The following is a 16,625-nucleotide window of genomic DNA, read 5'->3' as shown; positions in this document are numbered from 1 at the left end:
TTTGAATCTTTTATTTGACATACACACTCATAACGAATCCTCTTCTGGGAATATCGTGATTCGTAACGAATTACCGTTTTCAATAAACAAAGAAGGTTTTTTCTCCGTAGGCATACATCCGTGGTATTTTTCGGAAGATGACTGGCAATCGCAATGGGAAACGGTAACCAAAAAAGTGAAGTATGAACATTGTGCAGCAATTGGAGAATGTGGATTAGACCGAAATGTCAAATATCCTTTGTCTCTGCAACAAACTATTTTTGAACGACATATACTCCTTTCGGAAGAGGTTAAAAAACCACTCATCATTCACTGCGTGAAAGCGTATAGTGAGTTGATTTCCTTAAAAAAGAAATATCAACCACAGCAACCATGGATTTTGCACGGTTTCAACAAAAATCAAGCTGTTGCTACAACTTTAATTAGCGAAAATATCAAACTTTCATTTGGAAAATCCTTATTGACTAATATTACTGTTCAGGAAGTATTCAAATCTATTCCCGAAGGTAGTTATTTTCTTGAAACCGACGACTCAGGGTTGGATATCGCTGAAATATATCAAAAGGCAAAACAACTGCGAGGTTTGGTTCAAATTCAGTTTGATTATCCGAAGATAGGAATTATGATGTAAAAAATATTTTTTTTACAAACACTTGTTTTTCATGCCATTATATAAGAAAGTATAAAAAAAACAAAATATTTTTAATAAATATTTTGTCAGTTTGAAAAAAGGTTCTATATTTGCAACGCAAAAGAAAAACAACTGGTACCTTAGCTCAGTTGGTAGAGCAAAGGACTGAAAATCCTTGTGTCCCTGGTTCGATTCCTGGAGGTACCACGAGATCTTCTTCATAGAGGAAATTTTTCATATTTTTAAGGATTAGGAATTGCAAAAACCACAGTTTAAACTGTGGTTTTTGTTTTTACACAAACCGCAAAAACGTCTCTTTTATGTCCAAAGAACTTATTTTAATCACGGGAGGTAACGGAATGTTTGCCAAAGAACTTTGTAAGGTTTTGAAAATGAGTTATGAAGTTCGTTTTCTCAGTCGGAAAGCAAATAAACCGAACCATTATCGTTGGGATATTTCTTCAGGTTTTATCGATGAAAGGGCGTTTGACGGGGTGCAACATATCGTCCATTTGGCAGGTGCTTCTATTGGAGAAAAACGATGGACAAAAAGCCGTAAGCAAGAGATATTGGACAGCCGAGTTCAATCAGCTGAAATTCTTTTAAACGCTCTTAAGAAACATCGCATACGACTGAAAACGTTCATTTCTGCCTCTGCAGTAGGCTATTACGGTACAAAAACCACAGAAAATATATACACAGAAAACAGCCCAAAAGGAAATGATTTCCTCAGTGATGTCTGTCAGCAATGGGAAGCAGTGGCTGATAGATTTAACATATTGTCTGACAGAGTTTTAAAGTTGAGGTTAGGTGTAATTATCAGCAAAAATGGTGGAATTTTATCGAAAATGTTACCCATAACCAAAATAGGTTTAGGGGCTGTATTGGGCAATGGTAAACAATACATTCCTTGGATTGATATTGCTGATTTAGTGGATGTTACTCAATTTCTATTGGAAGAAAAAAACGCTTCTGGAGTTTTTAATATTGTTGCTCCCGAACATATTAGTAATAAGAATTTTACGCACTCATTAGCAACGGTCGTTGGTCGTAAAATTATATTTCCTCCTTTACCTAAATACTTGATTCAGTGTTTGTTTGGAGAAGCCTCCGTCTTGTTACTTCAAGGAAGTCGGATTCGTGCCGAAAGGCTTGAAAAATTAGGCTATGATTTTCAGTTTAAAACATTACTAGCTTCTTTAAAACATAATTTGAGCTAGAAATCTAGCTTATAAATGTTTCCCTACGCTTATTTCTCCGATTTTTCAATAAAATCGGTTTTTTTAAAAAATATTCTTCCTATTTTTGCAGAAAATTCGATACTAAAACGATATGTTGGAACAAATGAACCTAAACTACGAAAAGGTAGTGTTGGTGGGTATTATTAATCAAACGCAGGACGAAGAGAAATCAAAAGAATATTTGGATGAGTTGGAGTTTTTGACCTATACAGCTGGAGGCGAGGTGCTAAAACGATTCACTCAACGCTTGGATGTACCAAATCCTAAGACGTTTATCGGAACAGGAAAAATGGAAGAAGTGCAGTTATTTGTTGAAGAAAACGGAGTAGGAACCGTTATTTTTGACGACGAACTTTCTCCTGCACAACAGAAAAATATTGAGCGTATTCTGAAAGCAAAGATATTAGACCGTACTGGGCTTATTTTGGATATTTTCGCACAACGGGCTCAAACAAGTTATTCACGAACTCAAGTAGAACTTGCTCAATATCAATATCTTTTACCACGACTAACAGGTCTTTGGACGCACTTGGAACGTCAGAGAGGAGGTATCGGGATGCGTGGACCAGGAGAAACGGAAATTGAAACAGACCGCCGTATAGTACGAGACAGGATTGCTCTTTTGAAGAAAAAGCTGTCATCTATAGATCGTCAAATGGCTGTGCAACGTAGCAATCGTGGAGCATTGGTTCGTGTGGCGTTGATTGGATATACCAATGTTGGAAAATCAACTTTGATGAATGTGATTAGCAAAAGTGAAGTTTTTGCAGAAAATAAATTGTTTGCAACCTTGGATACCACTGTCCGTAAGGTGGTGATTGGTAACTTACCTTTCTTATTGAGCGATACTGTTGGATTTATTCGCAAATTGCCAACGCAACTCATTGAATCGTTCAAAAGTACCTTAGATGAAGTGCGTGAAGCAGATTTGTTGCTACATATTGTGGATATTTCACATCCTAATTTTGAGGAACACATACAGTCTGTAAATCAAATTTTGACAGAAATTGAAAGTGCTGATAAACCTACTATCATGGTCTTTAATAAAATAGATGCTTACACGCATGAAAGTATTGCTGATGATGACCTAACCACGGAATTCACCAAAAAACATTTCACCTTGGAGGACTGGAAACAGACATGGATGAACAAAGTAGGTGACGATGTGCTGTTCATTTCTGCTCTAAACAAGGATAATTTGGCTGAATTTAGGGAAAAAGTATATGCTAAAGTGCGAGAAATCCACATTACGCGTTTTCCTTACAACAACTTTTTATATCCTGAATTTGTAGAAATTTCTGAAGATGAATAAACTACGAAAAAAAATGGATATGTATTTTCGCCATTATTTGCAGTAGTGAACGTTGGAAATCTTGATTATTGAAAAGTTCTCCATTAAATACGATGTTTAACGTTTAAAACATAACTATATGAAATTAGCAGTCATTGCACACGATGGGAAAAAGGCCGAAATGGTGTCCTTTTTGATGAAAAATTTAACAACCTTGCACTCAGCAAACATTCAAATCATTGCTACAGGAACTACAGGGCAACATGCTCAAAATGCAGGATTACAGGTAGAAAAAGTACTCTCTGGCCCCAAGGGAGGAGATGCTCAAATCGCTGCTCAAATTGTGGAAGGTAAGGTACAGGGAGTATTCTTCTTCCGCGACCCTTTGGATAAACATCCACACGAACCCGACATTTTGATGCTAATGCGTATTTGCGATGTTCACAATATTCCAATTGCAACGAATCCTGCCACTGCTGAACTGGTTCTTAAAGGATTGGCCGAAAAGAGCGAATAGGTAAAAGGTAATATACCGCTTCCCAGAAGAATACAAAGTGAATGAACAGTAGGAATGGAACCATAATTAAAACTTCTTTCAAACTTCTGAAAAAGATTCCTGTCCACGGATAGCTACCGCAGAACTATATGAAAATAAGGAGAATAGTACTGCGGTAAAGCTCATCCAAAAAATACAACAATAAAATCGCACTTACCAATTGAATATGATGGGCAAAAATTACCGCAAATTTTATAATCAAAACCAGATATTTTTCGTACCTTTGCACGAACTTACACTTTTTCCATCTGTAAGAGAAATAGAATAAAACAATTATAGACGTATTTATGAAAATGAGAGGAATCTATGCTTTATTTCTTCTGTTAGGGATGATTGCTTGCCAAACAAAAGAAAAACCAGAAATTGTAACTATTGGAAAGGCTCCTAGTTTTACATTTACTAATCAAAACAACCAAACTATTAACAACGAAACCTACGCAGGAATGGTTTATGTCGTCGATTTTTTCTTTACCGATTGCCCAACCATATGTCCTGTAATGACAAACAATATGGTTAAAATTCAAAATGAGTTAAAAGATAAAAACGTTGGATTTGCTTCCTTTTCAATTAATCCAGAAGAGGACACGCCAGAGGTGTTAAAAGCATACGCCCAAAAGAAAGGTGCTACCAGTGCAAATTGGCATTTTCTTACAGGTGAAGTAGATGCTATTTATGACTTGTCAAACAAAGGTTTCAACTTGCATGTTGAAGAAGTGGCAGGGGATATCCACCGTTTTGAGCATTCAGGATTATTTGCTTTGATTGATCAGCATGGGAATATTGTTTCAAGAAAAGGAAAGGATGGAAAGCCTATTATTTACTACAACGGGTTGAATGATAGTCAAGTTAAAATGCTTATTGAGGATATCAAATCCCTTATTGAGTAGCTTAACGAAATTAATTTCTTCTTACATACTACTTTTAGAACTAAACTAAAAATCGTATTTCTCGTGATTATGAATTACTTTTCGATTTTTAGCCAATAGAGGCTTCAACAATTTACTAAAATTTTGTTGAAGCCTTTTGTTAATTATAGTTCATTTGCCTCTTTATGGAATGTTGCTACTAAGCAATATATCTTATCACTCTACAATACAGCTTCCCATATCACCTAATTTTGATTTTGGATGGTCAATTTGGCAATCTTTCAGTGTTATTTGGTTGCCCAAATCGAACAAAGTACCTTCATTATCATAGAAATGGCAACGATTAAACTGTACGTTATTAGAATTTCGAACATTTACCAAGGTGAATTCTTTGTTATTATGAAACTTACAATCTTCAAAAACAGCATTGAAAATATTATCCAAAGTCATAATACTGTAAGTGCATTCTTTAATAACAGATTCGGTGCATTTCAAATCGTACGAGTCTATCGCTTGAATACCTTCGGTTCCGCTTCCGTACATAATCGTTTTATGAATGGTGACATTACTACAATTCACAAATTGAAAAACACCACCATCGCAGTATCCGCCTTCGGTATGTCCGGCATCAAGGTTTTCAATGTGAATATTAGTTCCTCCCTTAAAAGAAAACACAAAGCTATACATTGGCGCAACTTGTACAGGAATAGGCGTTTTCCCTTCTCCTCTGATGATTAAGTTTTCCATATCATAAATTACCAACTGATGCCCATCACCAATTTCTTCAATTTCGAAATAGCTACTTTCTTGTTCACGATAATTCAGCTGCTCGGAGCCGTCAACAACTGCTTCAATATATTGAGTAAGGTCGATATGGCTACCTTCGGCGATGATAATTTCAGTGTGGGACGCCAATGCATTAACAAACTCTTTGGCGTTGCTCACCCGAACAACTTTCATTTCAATAGTTGCATTTTCATCAGCACTCATCTCTTCGGTATCTTGTTTTTGAGTCTTTTTTTGTCCACACCCTGAAAATGAAATCATTAAAATGGAAATAAAAATATAAAATAAGGTTTTCATCGTTATCTATTTTTTAAATGGTTAATTTCGCAAGTTAAATAAGTAATCTTTTTCACATTACGAGCAATTCGTTACAAAGTTGCCACATAATTGTTCTATGGGAATCCACCCAACGTACACCTTTTGGGTTGGTGAAACGTATTTTACTTTCGCCCAACCTTGTTCAATTGCAACAAAGGACACACTAACTTCGGTATTGACTGTAAAAACCACCTTACTTTTACGGTCGGGTTTTTGGTAAAATGAAAGTACTTCTCCATCGTAATTGGTGGTACTTGCTTTCAGTAATGAACCGTGAATCCACAGAGATTTGCCCAACACAAGGGTATCTTCGTCCAAAATTTCTATTTCTTGACCAATGCGAAACCACCCTTCCCACGACTCCAACAAGGATACGGTAAAAACCCTTGATTCTTCCAAACTCGGATGAATCACTTTACCTACCTTTCCGCCGGGTGTTTCTCGTAAATTTGTACCATTAGTGTCAGGGTCATCTACATAAGTGGCAAACCAAGCTACATTGCTTTCATTCTGATTTTTATATGTTTTCTTGAACTTTTGTGCCGTAGCTTGTCCGAATATAGGTTGCACAGCGAACAGCACCATAATCCAAATTGACAATAATCGTTTCATATTTTTCAATTTAGAAGTAAAAATTATTGTTATTCAATATAGAGCCATTTATATTCATTCAGTGGAATTATTTTTTTCTGCTGAATATCAACACGTATCTTTTGTTTTGCCATCATTGGCATTCCTTCAAAAAGATTTTCGTTATTTTCTGCAACGTCTTTAAGCTCTTGACTTTCTAAAAGTGTTTTAGGCACCTTATTTACAGGCTCCCAAACCTTTTTGGCTTCACTCCACGCCACTGTCGGTAAATCTTGATCATAGGCGTAGTAATAAAACGCGTTGTCATTTTCTACCGAAAGCTCATCACTTGTAAAATTTTCTATTTGAAGGATTTCCTTTCCCGAAGTAAGGTCGAAAAGTGTAAGTAATCCCACGGTTCCAGTACCTTCACTCACCAATAAAGTACTGCCAACTACACCTTCAAAAGTTAAAACGGTTCCTTCTATTTCAAAGGTGGCGATACCACTATTTTTGGGTTGTACTTTCAATGTATTATAAATTCCGTCCGAAGTTTCTACAGTTCCGCCATCGACCAATCGGAAAAGATTGTTTTCAAATACGTTTTCCTCACCGGCTTTCAACTCAGGAAGCGATACTTTTTGCTCCTCTGATGCCGATAAAGTATCTTTCGATTTTGCACTCTGATTTTTACAAGCAATAAGCAACACCGAAAAAAGAATTATGCTGATTTTTAATACTATTTGTTTCATTTTTAAGAGGTTTAAAAATTACTGCTTATTGCTCATATACGGGTCATCGGAAGCCGATTGAGCTTTATTAATTTTTTCTATCAACGTATATATGTGCGGTTCTGCATATTGCTTTTCTGCCAAAGCAATTTGTATGAGTTTAGTGGTAGGACTTTTGGGGTAAGCCTTGCTAAAACGTAACCATTCGGTTTTGAGTTCCGACAGAAGCTGTCCGTTTTCGTCAACAATCAGGGTATTGTCGGTACCAGTAACAAACGCTTGTTGCAAAAACTCATAGTTTCCTGCTAACATTTTGAAAAGACCAATATTTTGAGGATATTTTTCAGCATAAGCCTCGTAACGCACAATCAAATCGGCGATATCCTCCCAAGCAAGTATCAAAACCGCATCAGGAGCAATGTTTGTAGCATCTCGCTCCAAACGCAAATATTCCTGATAATCCTCCGATAATTGTTTCTCATATTTACTGTAAAAATCTTCGGGAAAATCAATCTCTACCAACCCCTCACCAAGCTCTTTAAACACCAAACCTGCATCTAAATAAGGTTTCTCTTTTTGTTTGATGGAATCGTGAGGCTCTCGGGCTTCGCCTTCATCATCGAACCGATAACTGTAATAGCTTTCCAAATATTCGGATTCTTTTTCATTGATTCTGTCCAACTCCACCCAATTAAACGTAGTCATATCATAATACAACTTTTGTTTGTCTTCCTCACTTGCGTTTTTAAATTGCAAATCGGCAATCTGCACATTTATTTTAATACGCTCCAAAGGATTGTCCGAGGCGATGAGCTGTTCTTTCAATGTTTGTATGAGTGTTTGTTCATCTGTTGATACACTTTCTGTTTCGTTATTACTTTTGGTATTTTTACAAGCTCCTAGCAAGAGCACTGCTACCAAAAAATAGCTAATCGTTTTCATTTTTTCTTAAATTTTAAAATGTGAAGAATAAATAATAAAGTTCAAAAGGATAAAGAAACAAGAACCAAGTTACAAATGCTAATTGCGATTTGCTAACTGCTAATACCTACTACTTAATTTCTTGCGCTCCGTATCCTTTGACTACACCAAATAAATTTCGGGCTTTTTGCCACGGATATCTGTTAGCAAACATCGTTACGCGGGTAGTGCTCGTTCCTTGCTGATTTAATCCTAAAAAGCGATTTAGTTGATTTGCCGAAGAATTAGCATCATAACTTTCTGTAGTTGATATTTTTAGTCCTGTAAAACCTTTTAAGTATGGTGCATCAATGGCAGCAATAAAAGCCTCATTGAAAGGCATTTCTTTATTACCTTCGTATTTTGGCCCGATTTCTTCCGCCTCTTCAATACGTGATGCAGGTACATTGATCGGTCGAGAGCTGTCGCATATTTCAAGATCGTACATATTACCTAAGAAATAATTATCATAAAGATTACTCTGTTTGAGTTTTTCGAGTTCTTTTTTATTTTCATATCGGCAACGTTCCACGCCACAACGCGAATTGAAAGCAAAAATATTGTTATACACATTGATAGTACGGATACCATTCATAAAACGGAAGCCTTGCCCCATCGTTTCAAACTCTTTGGTAATAGGCCAACTGAAAAGTACCGTATTATGATGAAAATCAAACGAAATTTCGCCCTCTCTACCTGCTGCCAATGTTCCCCATATTTCACAAGCCGCATAACGATTGGCAACAAAAACGTTATTACTCACTTCAATATGCCCTGCTCCCATTCCGCCTTGCAATCCGAAATTCCGACAATTGACAAACACACAGTTTTGCACCTTTACATTGCCCTCAACGGTAAGATGTAGCGCACGCCAATCGTGTTTATTTACGCCCATAGCATTTCCTGCCAAAGCGTCAGGGTGAACGAGCATTCCGGTTTCTACTTCGGTGTTGGGCGTTCCGGTGCGTGGGTCTTTTACATCGGGTTTGTAGTAGAGAATGTACTCACCTCCGTCAAAAGTAAATCCGTCAACCACTACCTCACCTGCCGGACGTTTGTCGCCATAAGCACGACGTGCCGTAATGTGAAACAAAGCCGAACCGATTCCTTTGGGTATGGAGGCATTGGGCTGAATTTTGGTAATATATTTTACTGGATTACGCTCAGAAAAATCAGAGGAATACCCGCCGTAGAACTTCAAGAATTTTCCGTTATCGGCACCGTTACCGAATTTTCCACATTCGATGTAACCTCTGTCCATATTGCCTAAGTAATTACCTTCGGCTACTAAAATAACATCGCCTTCCTCAGCCAAATCAATGGCTTTTTGTAAGTCTTTCAGCGGTTTGTCTTTACTAAGTCCATCGGCACGTACGCTACCCTTAGTAGCACTCACGTAATAGGTTTTTCCAGGAGTAGTACTAGTTCTATTTCTGTCAGTTGTTTTACTCGCCTGATTGTCTATCTTGCTGTTAACTTTTTTAGCCAGACGATCCAAAACCTGTGCTTGTGCAGGTACTAATATTCCCAGTAGAAGCACCATTGTCAAAGAATAAATGCAATTTTTCATCATTATTTATATTTAAAAGTTTTCTTTTTTTTTCAAGTCCAAAAAAACAGCAATTGAAGACAAAACTGTTGCTATTTCTTGTAATCTTGTTTTACAGTTTTAATAAGCAACACCCGTTGCATGTGTTGTTCTTGTAGAAAAACTGTTAGAGATATCAAAGCCTTAATAGTAACCCAGTAACAGTAGGGTTAGCTATTATGGAGTCAATGACTCTTTTTATTTTAGTAAAATTCTCTTTATATTTTCTTTTTTAATAGAAGATTCCATAAATCTTCTATGCAAAGGTAGCACTTAAAAATCAACTATGCAATATTCCTGAACAACTTTTATACGACTTAAATTCCAAAACATATTTTTTATCAATTCAAATCAATTCATTACCTTTGTCTTTTCTTTTAAAAACAGTTTCTATACTATAAAAATGTACTTTTATGAATCACACTATTACAACAACTCAATTTAATTTTCCAGGTCAAAAATCTGTTTACAGAGGAAAAGTAAGGGAAGTCTATCATCTTGAAAACGACCTTTTGGTGATGATAGCCACTGATCGACTTTCGGCTTTTGATGTGGTAATGCCTAAAGGAATTCCTTATAAAGGTCAGATTCTGAATCAAATAGCCACCAAATTTATGCAGCAAACCGAAGATATTGTACCTAATTGGTTGATTGCTACCCCCGATCCAAACGTTGCTATAGGACATTTGTGTGAGCCTTTTAAGGTAGAAATGGTGATTCGTGGTTATTTAGCAGGACATGCATCTCGCGAATATAAAGCTGGGAAACGAACTCTTTGTGGAGTAGCTCTTCCTGAGGGAATGAAAGAGAATGATATTTTTCCACATCCTATCATAACACCAGCTACCAAGGCTGAAAATGGTGAGCACGATGAGGATATTTCAAAAGAAGAAATCATCCGAAGAGGTATTGTAAGTGAAGAAGATTACGCTTTATTGGAGAAATATACCTATGCTTTGTTCGCTAGAGGAAGCGAAATTGCAGCAAAACGCGGACTTATTTTGGTAGATACAAAATATGAGTTTGGAAAAACTAAAGATGGGCAAATCGTGCTTATTGATGAAATACATACTCCGGATTCCTCTCGTTATTTCTACAAAGAAGGCTATGATGAACGACAAGAAAAGGGAGAACCACAAAAGCAATTGTCAAAAGAATTTGTACGTCAATGGTTGATTTCTAACGGATTTCAAGGAAAAGAAGGACAACAAGTCCCTGAAATGACAGATGCGTACGTGCTTTCGGTTTCTGAGCGTTATATTGAACTGTATGAAAATATTATCGGTGAGAAGTTTGTAAAAGCAGACGTGTCAAACATCCAAGAACGGATTTTTAACAATGTGATGAACTATTTATCAACAAATCCTTTGAGTAAATAAAGAATTTTTTTCATCGCAAACGTTAAATTTCTAATCATTGGTACTTTTGAAAAACGATAGGCAAGGTATGTTCTTAGAGGGATAACACGAAAAAAAATAACTTATACAAATGACCAATCGAATAACGGAACTTTTTGGCATTCAACACCCTATTATTCAAGGAGGAATGGTCTGGGCAAGCGGATGGCGACTGGTGTCAGCAGTGAGCAACGCTGGAGGATTAGGCTTACTCGGAGCAGGGTCAATGTACCCAGAAGTATTGCGTGAACATATCCAAAAGTGTAGAAAAGCCACTAATAAACCTTTCGGAGTGAATATTCCAATCATGTATCCCGATATAGACAAATTGATGGAAATCATTTTGGAGGAAAAAGTAGAAATCGTATTTACCTCAGCAGGAAACCCAACCTTATGGACACAAATACTTAAAAAAGAGGGTGTTAAAGTAGCTCATGTAGTCAGTAGTTCTAAATTTGCTATCAAAGCACAAGAGGCAGGGGTCGATGCTATTGTTGCCGAAGGCTTTGAGGCAGGTGGACACAACGGACGCGAAGAAACTACAACGATGATACTGATTCCTTCGGTCAAGCAACATATTCATATTCCGATTATTGCAGCTGGGGGTATCGCCACGGGTCGAGGTATGTTGGCCGCTATGGCATTAGGAGCGGAGGGAGTTCAGATAGGAAGCCGATTCATCGCCACTGATGAAGCTTCATCTCATATGAATTTCAAAAAAATGGTATTGACAGCCGATGAAGGAAGTACTATCTTGACAATGAAAGAGTTGGCTCCTGTAAGATTGTTAAAAAATAAGTTTTACGAGCAAGTGAAAGCTTTATACGACAGGCAAGAAGCCACTCCAGAAAATTTAAAAGTTTTATTAGGAAAAGGACGTACTAAAAGAGGCATGTTCGAAGGTGATTTGGACGAAGGAGAATTAGAAATTGGACAAGTAGCTTCATTGATTCACGAAATTAAACCCGTAAAAGCTATTTTTGAAGAAATTATTGATGAGTATAACAAGGCATTGAAATCTCTTTCGCAAATTATTTGATAGGATTCCACTCGGATTTTTTGCCCTAAGGAAATAAATAAAATCGAAGTTTTTTCGAATACAATCATTTAATTTTTAAATGGCTAATAATTAATAACTAAACAAATGAGTTTTTCTGAAATATTTTTTATTTTGTTCATTGTGCTGATCGTTTTTGGAGCAGACAAAATCCCTGAGATTGCTCGTGGATTAGGGAAAGGTATGCGACAATTGCGTGACGCTACCAACGAGATTAAGTCTGAAATAAAAAGAAGTGCCGAGCAGAATAATATCGATACCTCTGTTTTTGAAGACACTAAGAACGAAATTGACAAAGTAAAAGAAGAAATCCAAGAAGCTACCAGTAGCCTTACGGGTTCTGTAAAACGACAACGGTAGTTCCTTTCTCTCCGTACAGAAATTTATTTTCTTGTAGAAAAAATAGGCTGTTTGCCTGAAAAAAAAACTGCATAAAACTATCCGAGGGATATTCCTGATGAAGAATATCTGTTAAACCTCTCGGTTGGTACAGCTATAAACATATAAATAAAAAAAATGACAGCAAAAAGTAAAGCATTTTTATTCAATTTTCTTTGTTTTGGGTTGATTTTTATCACTATCCGATTGGGAATTAATTATTTCTTTCCCGAGTTAGAACGATTAACTGCATCCATCATTTCGGGGGTAGTAACGCTTTTCCTCTCGCCTCGATTTGCAGCCATCCAAGCGGATTCCGGCGAAAAACTTTTTATGAAATGGATTTTTATCAAAGGGATTAAGCAGTTGTAAGAAAATGGCAACCAACAAACATGCTCAAATCCGGTATCAGGCCTTAGATCGTTGCTTCCGAAACACTGGCAGAAAATATTTTATTGAAGACTTAGTAGAAGCTTGTAATCAGGCTATTTATGAATATTCGGGAATAGCTGAAGGAGTTAAAAAGCGTCAAGTACAGGATGATATTTCTTTTATGGAAAGCGAAGCAGGTTGGAGTATTGCTTTAGAGAGAATTAGAGAAGGAAGACGCATTTTTTATCGTTATGAGGATACTCAATACTCCATTAACAATCAATTACTTAATGAAACTGAAATTCGTCAGTTGAAAGAGACTATTTGCATGTTAAACCGCTTCAAAGGAATGTCTCAATTCGGGTGGATGGAGGAAATACTCACTCGCTTTGAAGATTCCTTTAAGCTAAAAGGAAGCGTGGTTAGCGTAGTTGGATTTGAGCATAACCCTTACCTCAAAGGACTTCATTGGTTTTCTCACGTTTTTAATGCTATCATTAATAAACAAACCGTAGAACTTCACTATCGAAAATTCAATGATGAAACAAAAAGATATGTTTTCCATCCCTATTTTTTAAAACAATATAATAACCGATGGTTTTTATTTGGACTTTGTAATCACCTGAAAGATAAGGGAATGATTACTAATTTTGCCATTGACCGAATTGAACACATATCAATGGTTTCTGTGCCTTATGTAGAAAATACATTTATAGATTTTGATGAACACTTTGAGGATATTATCGGAGTATCTGTGTTGGACAAAGAGGTGGAAACTATCATCTTGGAAGTTGACAACGTACTGATGCCCTATGTTATAACCAAACCATTGCACGGTTCACAAAAGATTAAACAGAAGAATGAGAGAACAACTCGAATAGAATTACAACTTATCATCAATTATGAATTAGAAAATTTATTGTTGGGATATATTGATAAAATTAAAATAATAGCTCCTAATCATCTGAAAGAAAAAATGTTATCTCGAATAAAAGAAGCTATTGACCGAAATTCATAACTTTTTTACAGCTACTTACTCTTTACAAAATGAATATATGCAGATGTACTGCATACATTCGTTATACTTTTGCATCAGAAACCAAAAAATATAAGTTATGGCAGTCAGTAAATTTTATACTACATTTAACATCGCGGGGTTCACCTATTGGGATGGAGTTGATGTGATTGATGAATTAAAAGTAGGTACAGTACTTCAGCTTGAGGCAGAACCTACTAATGGGTATGATGCTAATGCGGTGAAAATTCTTTATGGAAATACAATGTTGGGGTACATTCCTCGTACTGATAATAAGGATATTACTAAGTTTTTGCAATTGGGACACACCGATTTGTTTTCTGCGAAAATAAGCCGGATTGACATGAATTATAATCCTGAAAATCAGATACAAGTAACAGTTCGTATTAACCCCAAAAAGTAAATATCATTCAGGAACAATTCAAACATTTTTATCATCTCTCTTGTGGGGAGGCTGTCCGAAAAGTTTTGTTTTAAATCCATAACGTGTGTTAATAAGCACCATATGATAAATCTCAGAACAACAAGAAGCGCGTTAGCTTAAAAATAAAACTTTTCGGATGGCTTCTCCTTTTTTATAACTATATTTTAAAAATTTGATACGGCACTCCTCTTTTTTTTACCACCGATTCTGTACGGTCATAATGAGTGTCGGTGATGAATAACTGTCCAAAATGTTGTTGTGTTACCAATGATATTAATTTTTCCACACGTTTGTCGTCTAATTTATCAAAAATATCGTCCAACAAGAATATTGGGGTTACTCTCAACTGTTGTTTAATAACTTCAAATTGAGATAGTTTTAATGCAATCAGAAAGGATTTTTGTTGTCCTTGGCTTCCGTATTTTTTCATCGAAAATCCATCAATTTCAAAGAGCAAGTCATCTTTATGAATGCCTTGCGAAGTGTATTGCAATATGCGATCTTTCTCCAAATTCTGTTTCAATAACTCGGATAAAGAGGTTGTATGCAAAGCACTTTCATAACTTAGGCTTACTTGCTCTTTGCCTTCGGATAGATATTCATATTGATACTGAAAAACAGGTAAAAAGGCTTCCATAAACTGGGTTCTTTTTTGGTAGATATGCTGTCCCAGTTCAGCCAATTGCTTGTCATAAATCCCAAGAGTCAGTAAATCAACATACTGATTTACTGCAAATTGTTTAAGTATCGTATTTCGTTGCAGTAACACTCGGTTATAACGAATGAGCGTATCCAGATAAGCGGTATCGGATTGGGAAATAACATTGTCTAAAAATCTTCGTCGCACCTCGCTTCCATCTACGATGAGGTCTGTGTCAGCAGGAGATATGATCACCATGGGGTATTTCCCTATATGTTCCGTAATCCGATCGTAATTTTTCCCATTGCACTTGATAATTTTCTTTTGCCCTTTTTTAATGCTACATACAATCTGTTCCTCCCGATTTTCTCGTTCAAAAAGTCCTTCAATCATATAAAACTCTTCGCCATGACGAATATTTTGCGATGCCGATGGATTGAAGTAACTCTTTCCGACTCCCAAATGGTAGATAGCGTCCAACAGATTGGTTTTGCCTACACCATTATTCCCTACAAAACAATTGATTCCCGATTCAAACAGAAGATTTTTTGTGGAGATATTTCTGTAATTTACAACTGCTATTTTTTTTAGATACATATTTGTGTTCATCAGACTATTCTTAGGAATTATTCCGCTGAGATGCTACTACTGTTTATGGATTTTTTGCAAAGATACTCTTTTTTTAGAAGCACAAAAAAGACTGTCCGAGGAGTCGATTTTTGTCATTCAAACTTGGCAAGAGAATCACTAAAACCTCTGCGGACAGTCCTTTACGTTGCTGTTTTATCCTACAACTATTTCAAATTTTTGATAATATCTTCCGACATTTTGTCCAAATCAAAATCATGATTCCATCCCCAATCATTTCGAGCTGCTGAGTCGTCAATACTATCTGGCCAACTGTCGGCAATATTCTGACGGAAATCAGGCTCATACTTAATCTTAAAATCAGGGATTATTTTTACGATACTGTCATAAATTTCTTTAGGAGAGAAGGATAATGATGATACGTTGTACGAAGTTCGTACTTTCACTTGTTCTTTTGGAGCTTCCATCAAGTTTATGGTTGCTTTGATGGCATCAGGCATATACATCATTGGTAGATAGGTGTTTTCGTTTAAGAAGCACGAAAAAGTTTCACCTGCAATGGCTTTGTGGTAGATATCCACGGCATAATCAGTAGTTCCTCCTCCAGGAAGTGATTTATAGCCGATAAGTCCTGGGTAGCGAAGACTTCGAACGTCCACACCGAACTTTTCAAAGTAGTACTGACACCACAACTCACCTGCTACTTTGGTGATTCCATAAACTGTGTTAGGTTCCGTAACTGTTTCTTGTGGAGTGTTTTCTTTAGGGGTATTCACTCCAAAAGCGGCGATTGATGAAGGCCAATATACTTTGTCTAAATTCTTCTTTCGAGCAACTTCTAGAACGTTCAACAACCCATTCATATTCAAATTCCATGTGAATAAGGGATTTCGTTCTCCTACTGCCGAAAGAAGCGCAGCTAAATGATACACTTGTGTGATTTTGTAGGTATCTACTAATTGTTCTAACCGTTGTGCATCTTGGATGTCTAATACTTCAAAAGTGCAGTACGAGAATCTTTCAGCAACTTTTTCATTAATATCGGTAGCTACAATGTTCTCAGCTCCGAATTTTTCTGCCAAAGCTTCCGTCAGTTCACTACCCAATTGTCCGCCGGCACCCGTTAGTAATATTCTTGTTTTTGCCATTTTTTAAAAATTTTGTCGAACAAAAGTACGAATTATTTCTGGAATCA

Annotated in this window: 18 protein-coding genes and 1 tRNA gene; 12 read left to right on the top strand and 7 right to left on the bottom strand. The window is 36.5% G+C overall.

The window, feature by feature from the left end:
* Position 1: 1 nt before the first annotated feature.
* The 6 genes from ACF3OB_RS07085 to ACF3OB_RS07060 all read left to right on the top strand — a co-directional run bounded on the left by ACF3OB_RS07085 (position 2) and on the right by ACF3OB_RS07060 (position 4,606).
* Positions 2-631: a TatD family hydrolase gene (locus ACF3OB_RS07085; RefSeq protein ID WP_392447242.1), complete on the top strand. Its 630-nt coding sequence runs from the start codon at positions 2-4 to the stop codon at positions 629-631.
* A 134-nt stretch (positions 632-765) separates the two neighbouring features.
* Positions 766-838, top strand: a tRNA-Phe gene (locus ACF3OB_RS07080).
* A gap of 113 nt (positions 839-951) precedes the next feature.
* Complete coding sequence (locus ACF3OB_RS07075; RefSeq protein ID WP_095912030.1) at positions 952-1,851, top strand: TIGR01777 family oxidoreductase; 900 nt, start codon at positions 952-954, stop codon at positions 1,849-1,851.
* Positions 1,852-1,963: 112 nt separating this feature from the next.
* Complete coding sequence (hflX, locus tag ACF3OB_RS07070; RefSeq protein WP_042347659.1) at positions 1,964-3,184, top strand: GTPase HflX; 1,221 nt, start codon at positions 1,964-1,966, stop codon at positions 3,182-3,184.
* A 118-nt stretch (positions 3,185-3,302) separates the two neighbouring features.
* On the top strand, positions 3,303-3,680 hold the full coding sequence (locus tag ACF3OB_RS07065) for a methylglyoxal synthase (protein WP_042006831.1): 378 nt from the start codon (positions 3,303-3,305) through the stop codon (positions 3,678-3,680).
* A 326-nt stretch (positions 3,681-4,006) separates the two neighbouring features.
* Positions 4,007-4,606: an SCO family protein gene (locus ACF3OB_RS07060; protein ID WP_231549982.1), complete on the top strand. Its 600-nt coding sequence runs from the start codon at positions 4,007-4,009 to the stop codon at positions 4,604-4,606.
* A 195-nt stretch (positions 4,607-4,801) separates the two neighbouring features.
* On the opposite strand, the gene ACF3OB_RS07055 is transcribed toward ACF3OB_RS07060, so the two are convergent.
* From ACF3OB_RS07055 to ACF3OB_RS07035, 5 genes are all read right to left on the bottom strand, one after another.
* The gene (locus ACF3OB_RS07055; RefSeq protein WP_095893618.1) at positions 4,802-5,668 is read right to left on the bottom strand and encodes a right-handed parallel beta-helix repeat-containing protein; all 867 of its coding nucleotides are present in this window, start codon (positions 5,666-5,668) and stop codon (positions 4,802-4,804) included.
* A gap of 57 nt (positions 5,669-5,725) precedes the next feature.
* Positions 5,726-6,301 (bottom strand): hypothetical protein, encoded by a 576-nt coding sequence (locus ACF3OB_RS07050; protein ID WP_042006835.1) that lies wholly within the window; start codon positions 6,299-6,301, stop codon positions 5,726-5,728.
* Between the two features lie 29 nt (positions 6,302-6,330).
* Positions 6,331-7,011 carry a hypothetical protein gene (locus tag ACF3OB_RS07045; RefSeq protein ID WP_095912031.1) on the bottom strand — a complete coding sequence of 227 codons (681 nt, stop codon included), beginning with the start codon at positions 7,009-7,011 and terminating at the stop codon, positions 6,331-6,333.
* An 18-nt stretch (positions 7,012-7,029) separates the two neighbouring features.
* Positions 7,030-7,932, bottom strand: coding sequence for a hypothetical protein (locus ACF3OB_RS07040; protein ID WP_095893620.1), 903 nt, complete (start codon positions 7,930-7,932; stop codon positions 7,030-7,032).
* 109 nt (positions 7,933-8,041) lie between these two features.
* Positions 8,042-9,523: a right-handed parallel beta-helix repeat-containing protein gene (locus ACF3OB_RS07035; protein WP_232751845.1), complete on the bottom strand. Its 1,482-nt coding sequence runs from the start codon at positions 9,521-9,523 to the stop codon at positions 8,042-8,044.
* A gap of 428 nt (positions 9,524-9,951) precedes the next feature.
* On the opposite strand from ACF3OB_RS07035, the gene ACF3OB_RS07030 reads away from it, so the two are divergent.
* The 6 genes from ACF3OB_RS07030 (at position 9,952) to ACF3OB_RS07005 (ending at position 14,181) form a co-directional block, all read left to right on the top strand.
* Positions 9,952-10,917, top strand: a complete 966-nt coding sequence (locus ACF3OB_RS07030) for a phosphoribosylaminoimidazolesuccinocarboxamide synthase (protein ID WP_042347654.1) — start codon at positions 9,952-9,954, stop codon at positions 10,915-10,917.
* A gap of 109 nt (positions 10,918-11,026) precedes the next feature.
* Positions 11,027-11,974, top strand: coding sequence for a nitronate monooxygenase family protein (locus ACF3OB_RS07025; RefSeq protein ID WP_172914253.1), 948 nt, complete (start codon positions 11,027-11,029; stop codon positions 11,972-11,974).
* 105 nt (positions 11,975-12,079) lie between these two features.
* The gene (locus ACF3OB_RS07020) at positions 12,080-12,352 is read left to right on the top strand and encodes a twin-arginine translocase TatA/TatE family subunit (RefSeq protein WP_042006851.1); all 273 of its coding nucleotides are present in this window, start codon (positions 12,080-12,082) and stop codon (positions 12,350-12,352) included.
* Positions 12,353-12,508: 156 nt separating this feature from the next.
* Complete coding sequence (locus ACF3OB_RS07015; RefSeq protein ID WP_095893622.1) at positions 12,509-12,742, top strand: hypothetical protein; 234 nt, start codon at positions 12,509-12,511, stop codon at positions 12,740-12,742.
* A gap of 4 nt (positions 12,743-12,746) precedes the next feature.
* Positions 12,747-13,760, top strand: coding sequence for a helix-turn-helix transcriptional regulator (locus ACF3OB_RS07010; protein ID WP_392447239.1), 1,014 nt, complete (start codon positions 12,747-12,749; stop codon positions 13,758-13,760).
* Positions 13,761-13,857: 97 nt separating this feature from the next.
* Positions 13,858-14,181 carry an HIRAN domain-containing protein gene (locus ACF3OB_RS07005; protein ID WP_042006857.1) on the top strand — a complete coding sequence of 108 codons (324 nt, stop codon included), beginning with the start codon at positions 13,858-13,860 and terminating at the stop codon, positions 14,179-14,181.
* 178 nt (positions 14,182-14,359) lie between these two features.
* On the opposite strand, the gene recF is transcribed toward ACF3OB_RS07005, so the two are convergent.
* Both recF and ACF3OB_RS06995 read right to left on the bottom strand, forming a co-directional pair.
* Positions 14,360-15,439 (bottom strand): DNA replication/repair protein RecF, encoded by a 1,080-nt coding sequence (gene recF, locus ACF3OB_RS07000; RefSeq protein ID WP_042006887.1) that lies wholly within the window; start codon positions 15,437-15,439, stop codon positions 14,360-14,362.
* A 197-nt stretch (positions 15,440-15,636) separates the two neighbouring features.
* Positions 15,637-16,578, bottom strand: coding sequence for an NAD-dependent epimerase/dehydratase family protein (locus ACF3OB_RS06995; protein WP_042347646.1), 942 nt, complete (start codon positions 16,576-16,578; stop codon positions 15,637-15,639).
* Positions 16,579-16,625 lie beyond the last annotated feature (47 nt).

This window comes from Capnocytophaga canis, assembly GCF_043187445.1.
In the GTDB taxonomy this organism is placed as follows: domain Bacteria; phylum Bacteroidota; class Bacteroidia; order Flavobacteriales; family Flavobacteriaceae; genus Capnocytophaga; species Capnocytophaga canis.
The sequence above is the reverse complement of the archived record's forward strand: the minus strand, read 5'-3'. Positions and strand labels throughout refer to the sequence as shown.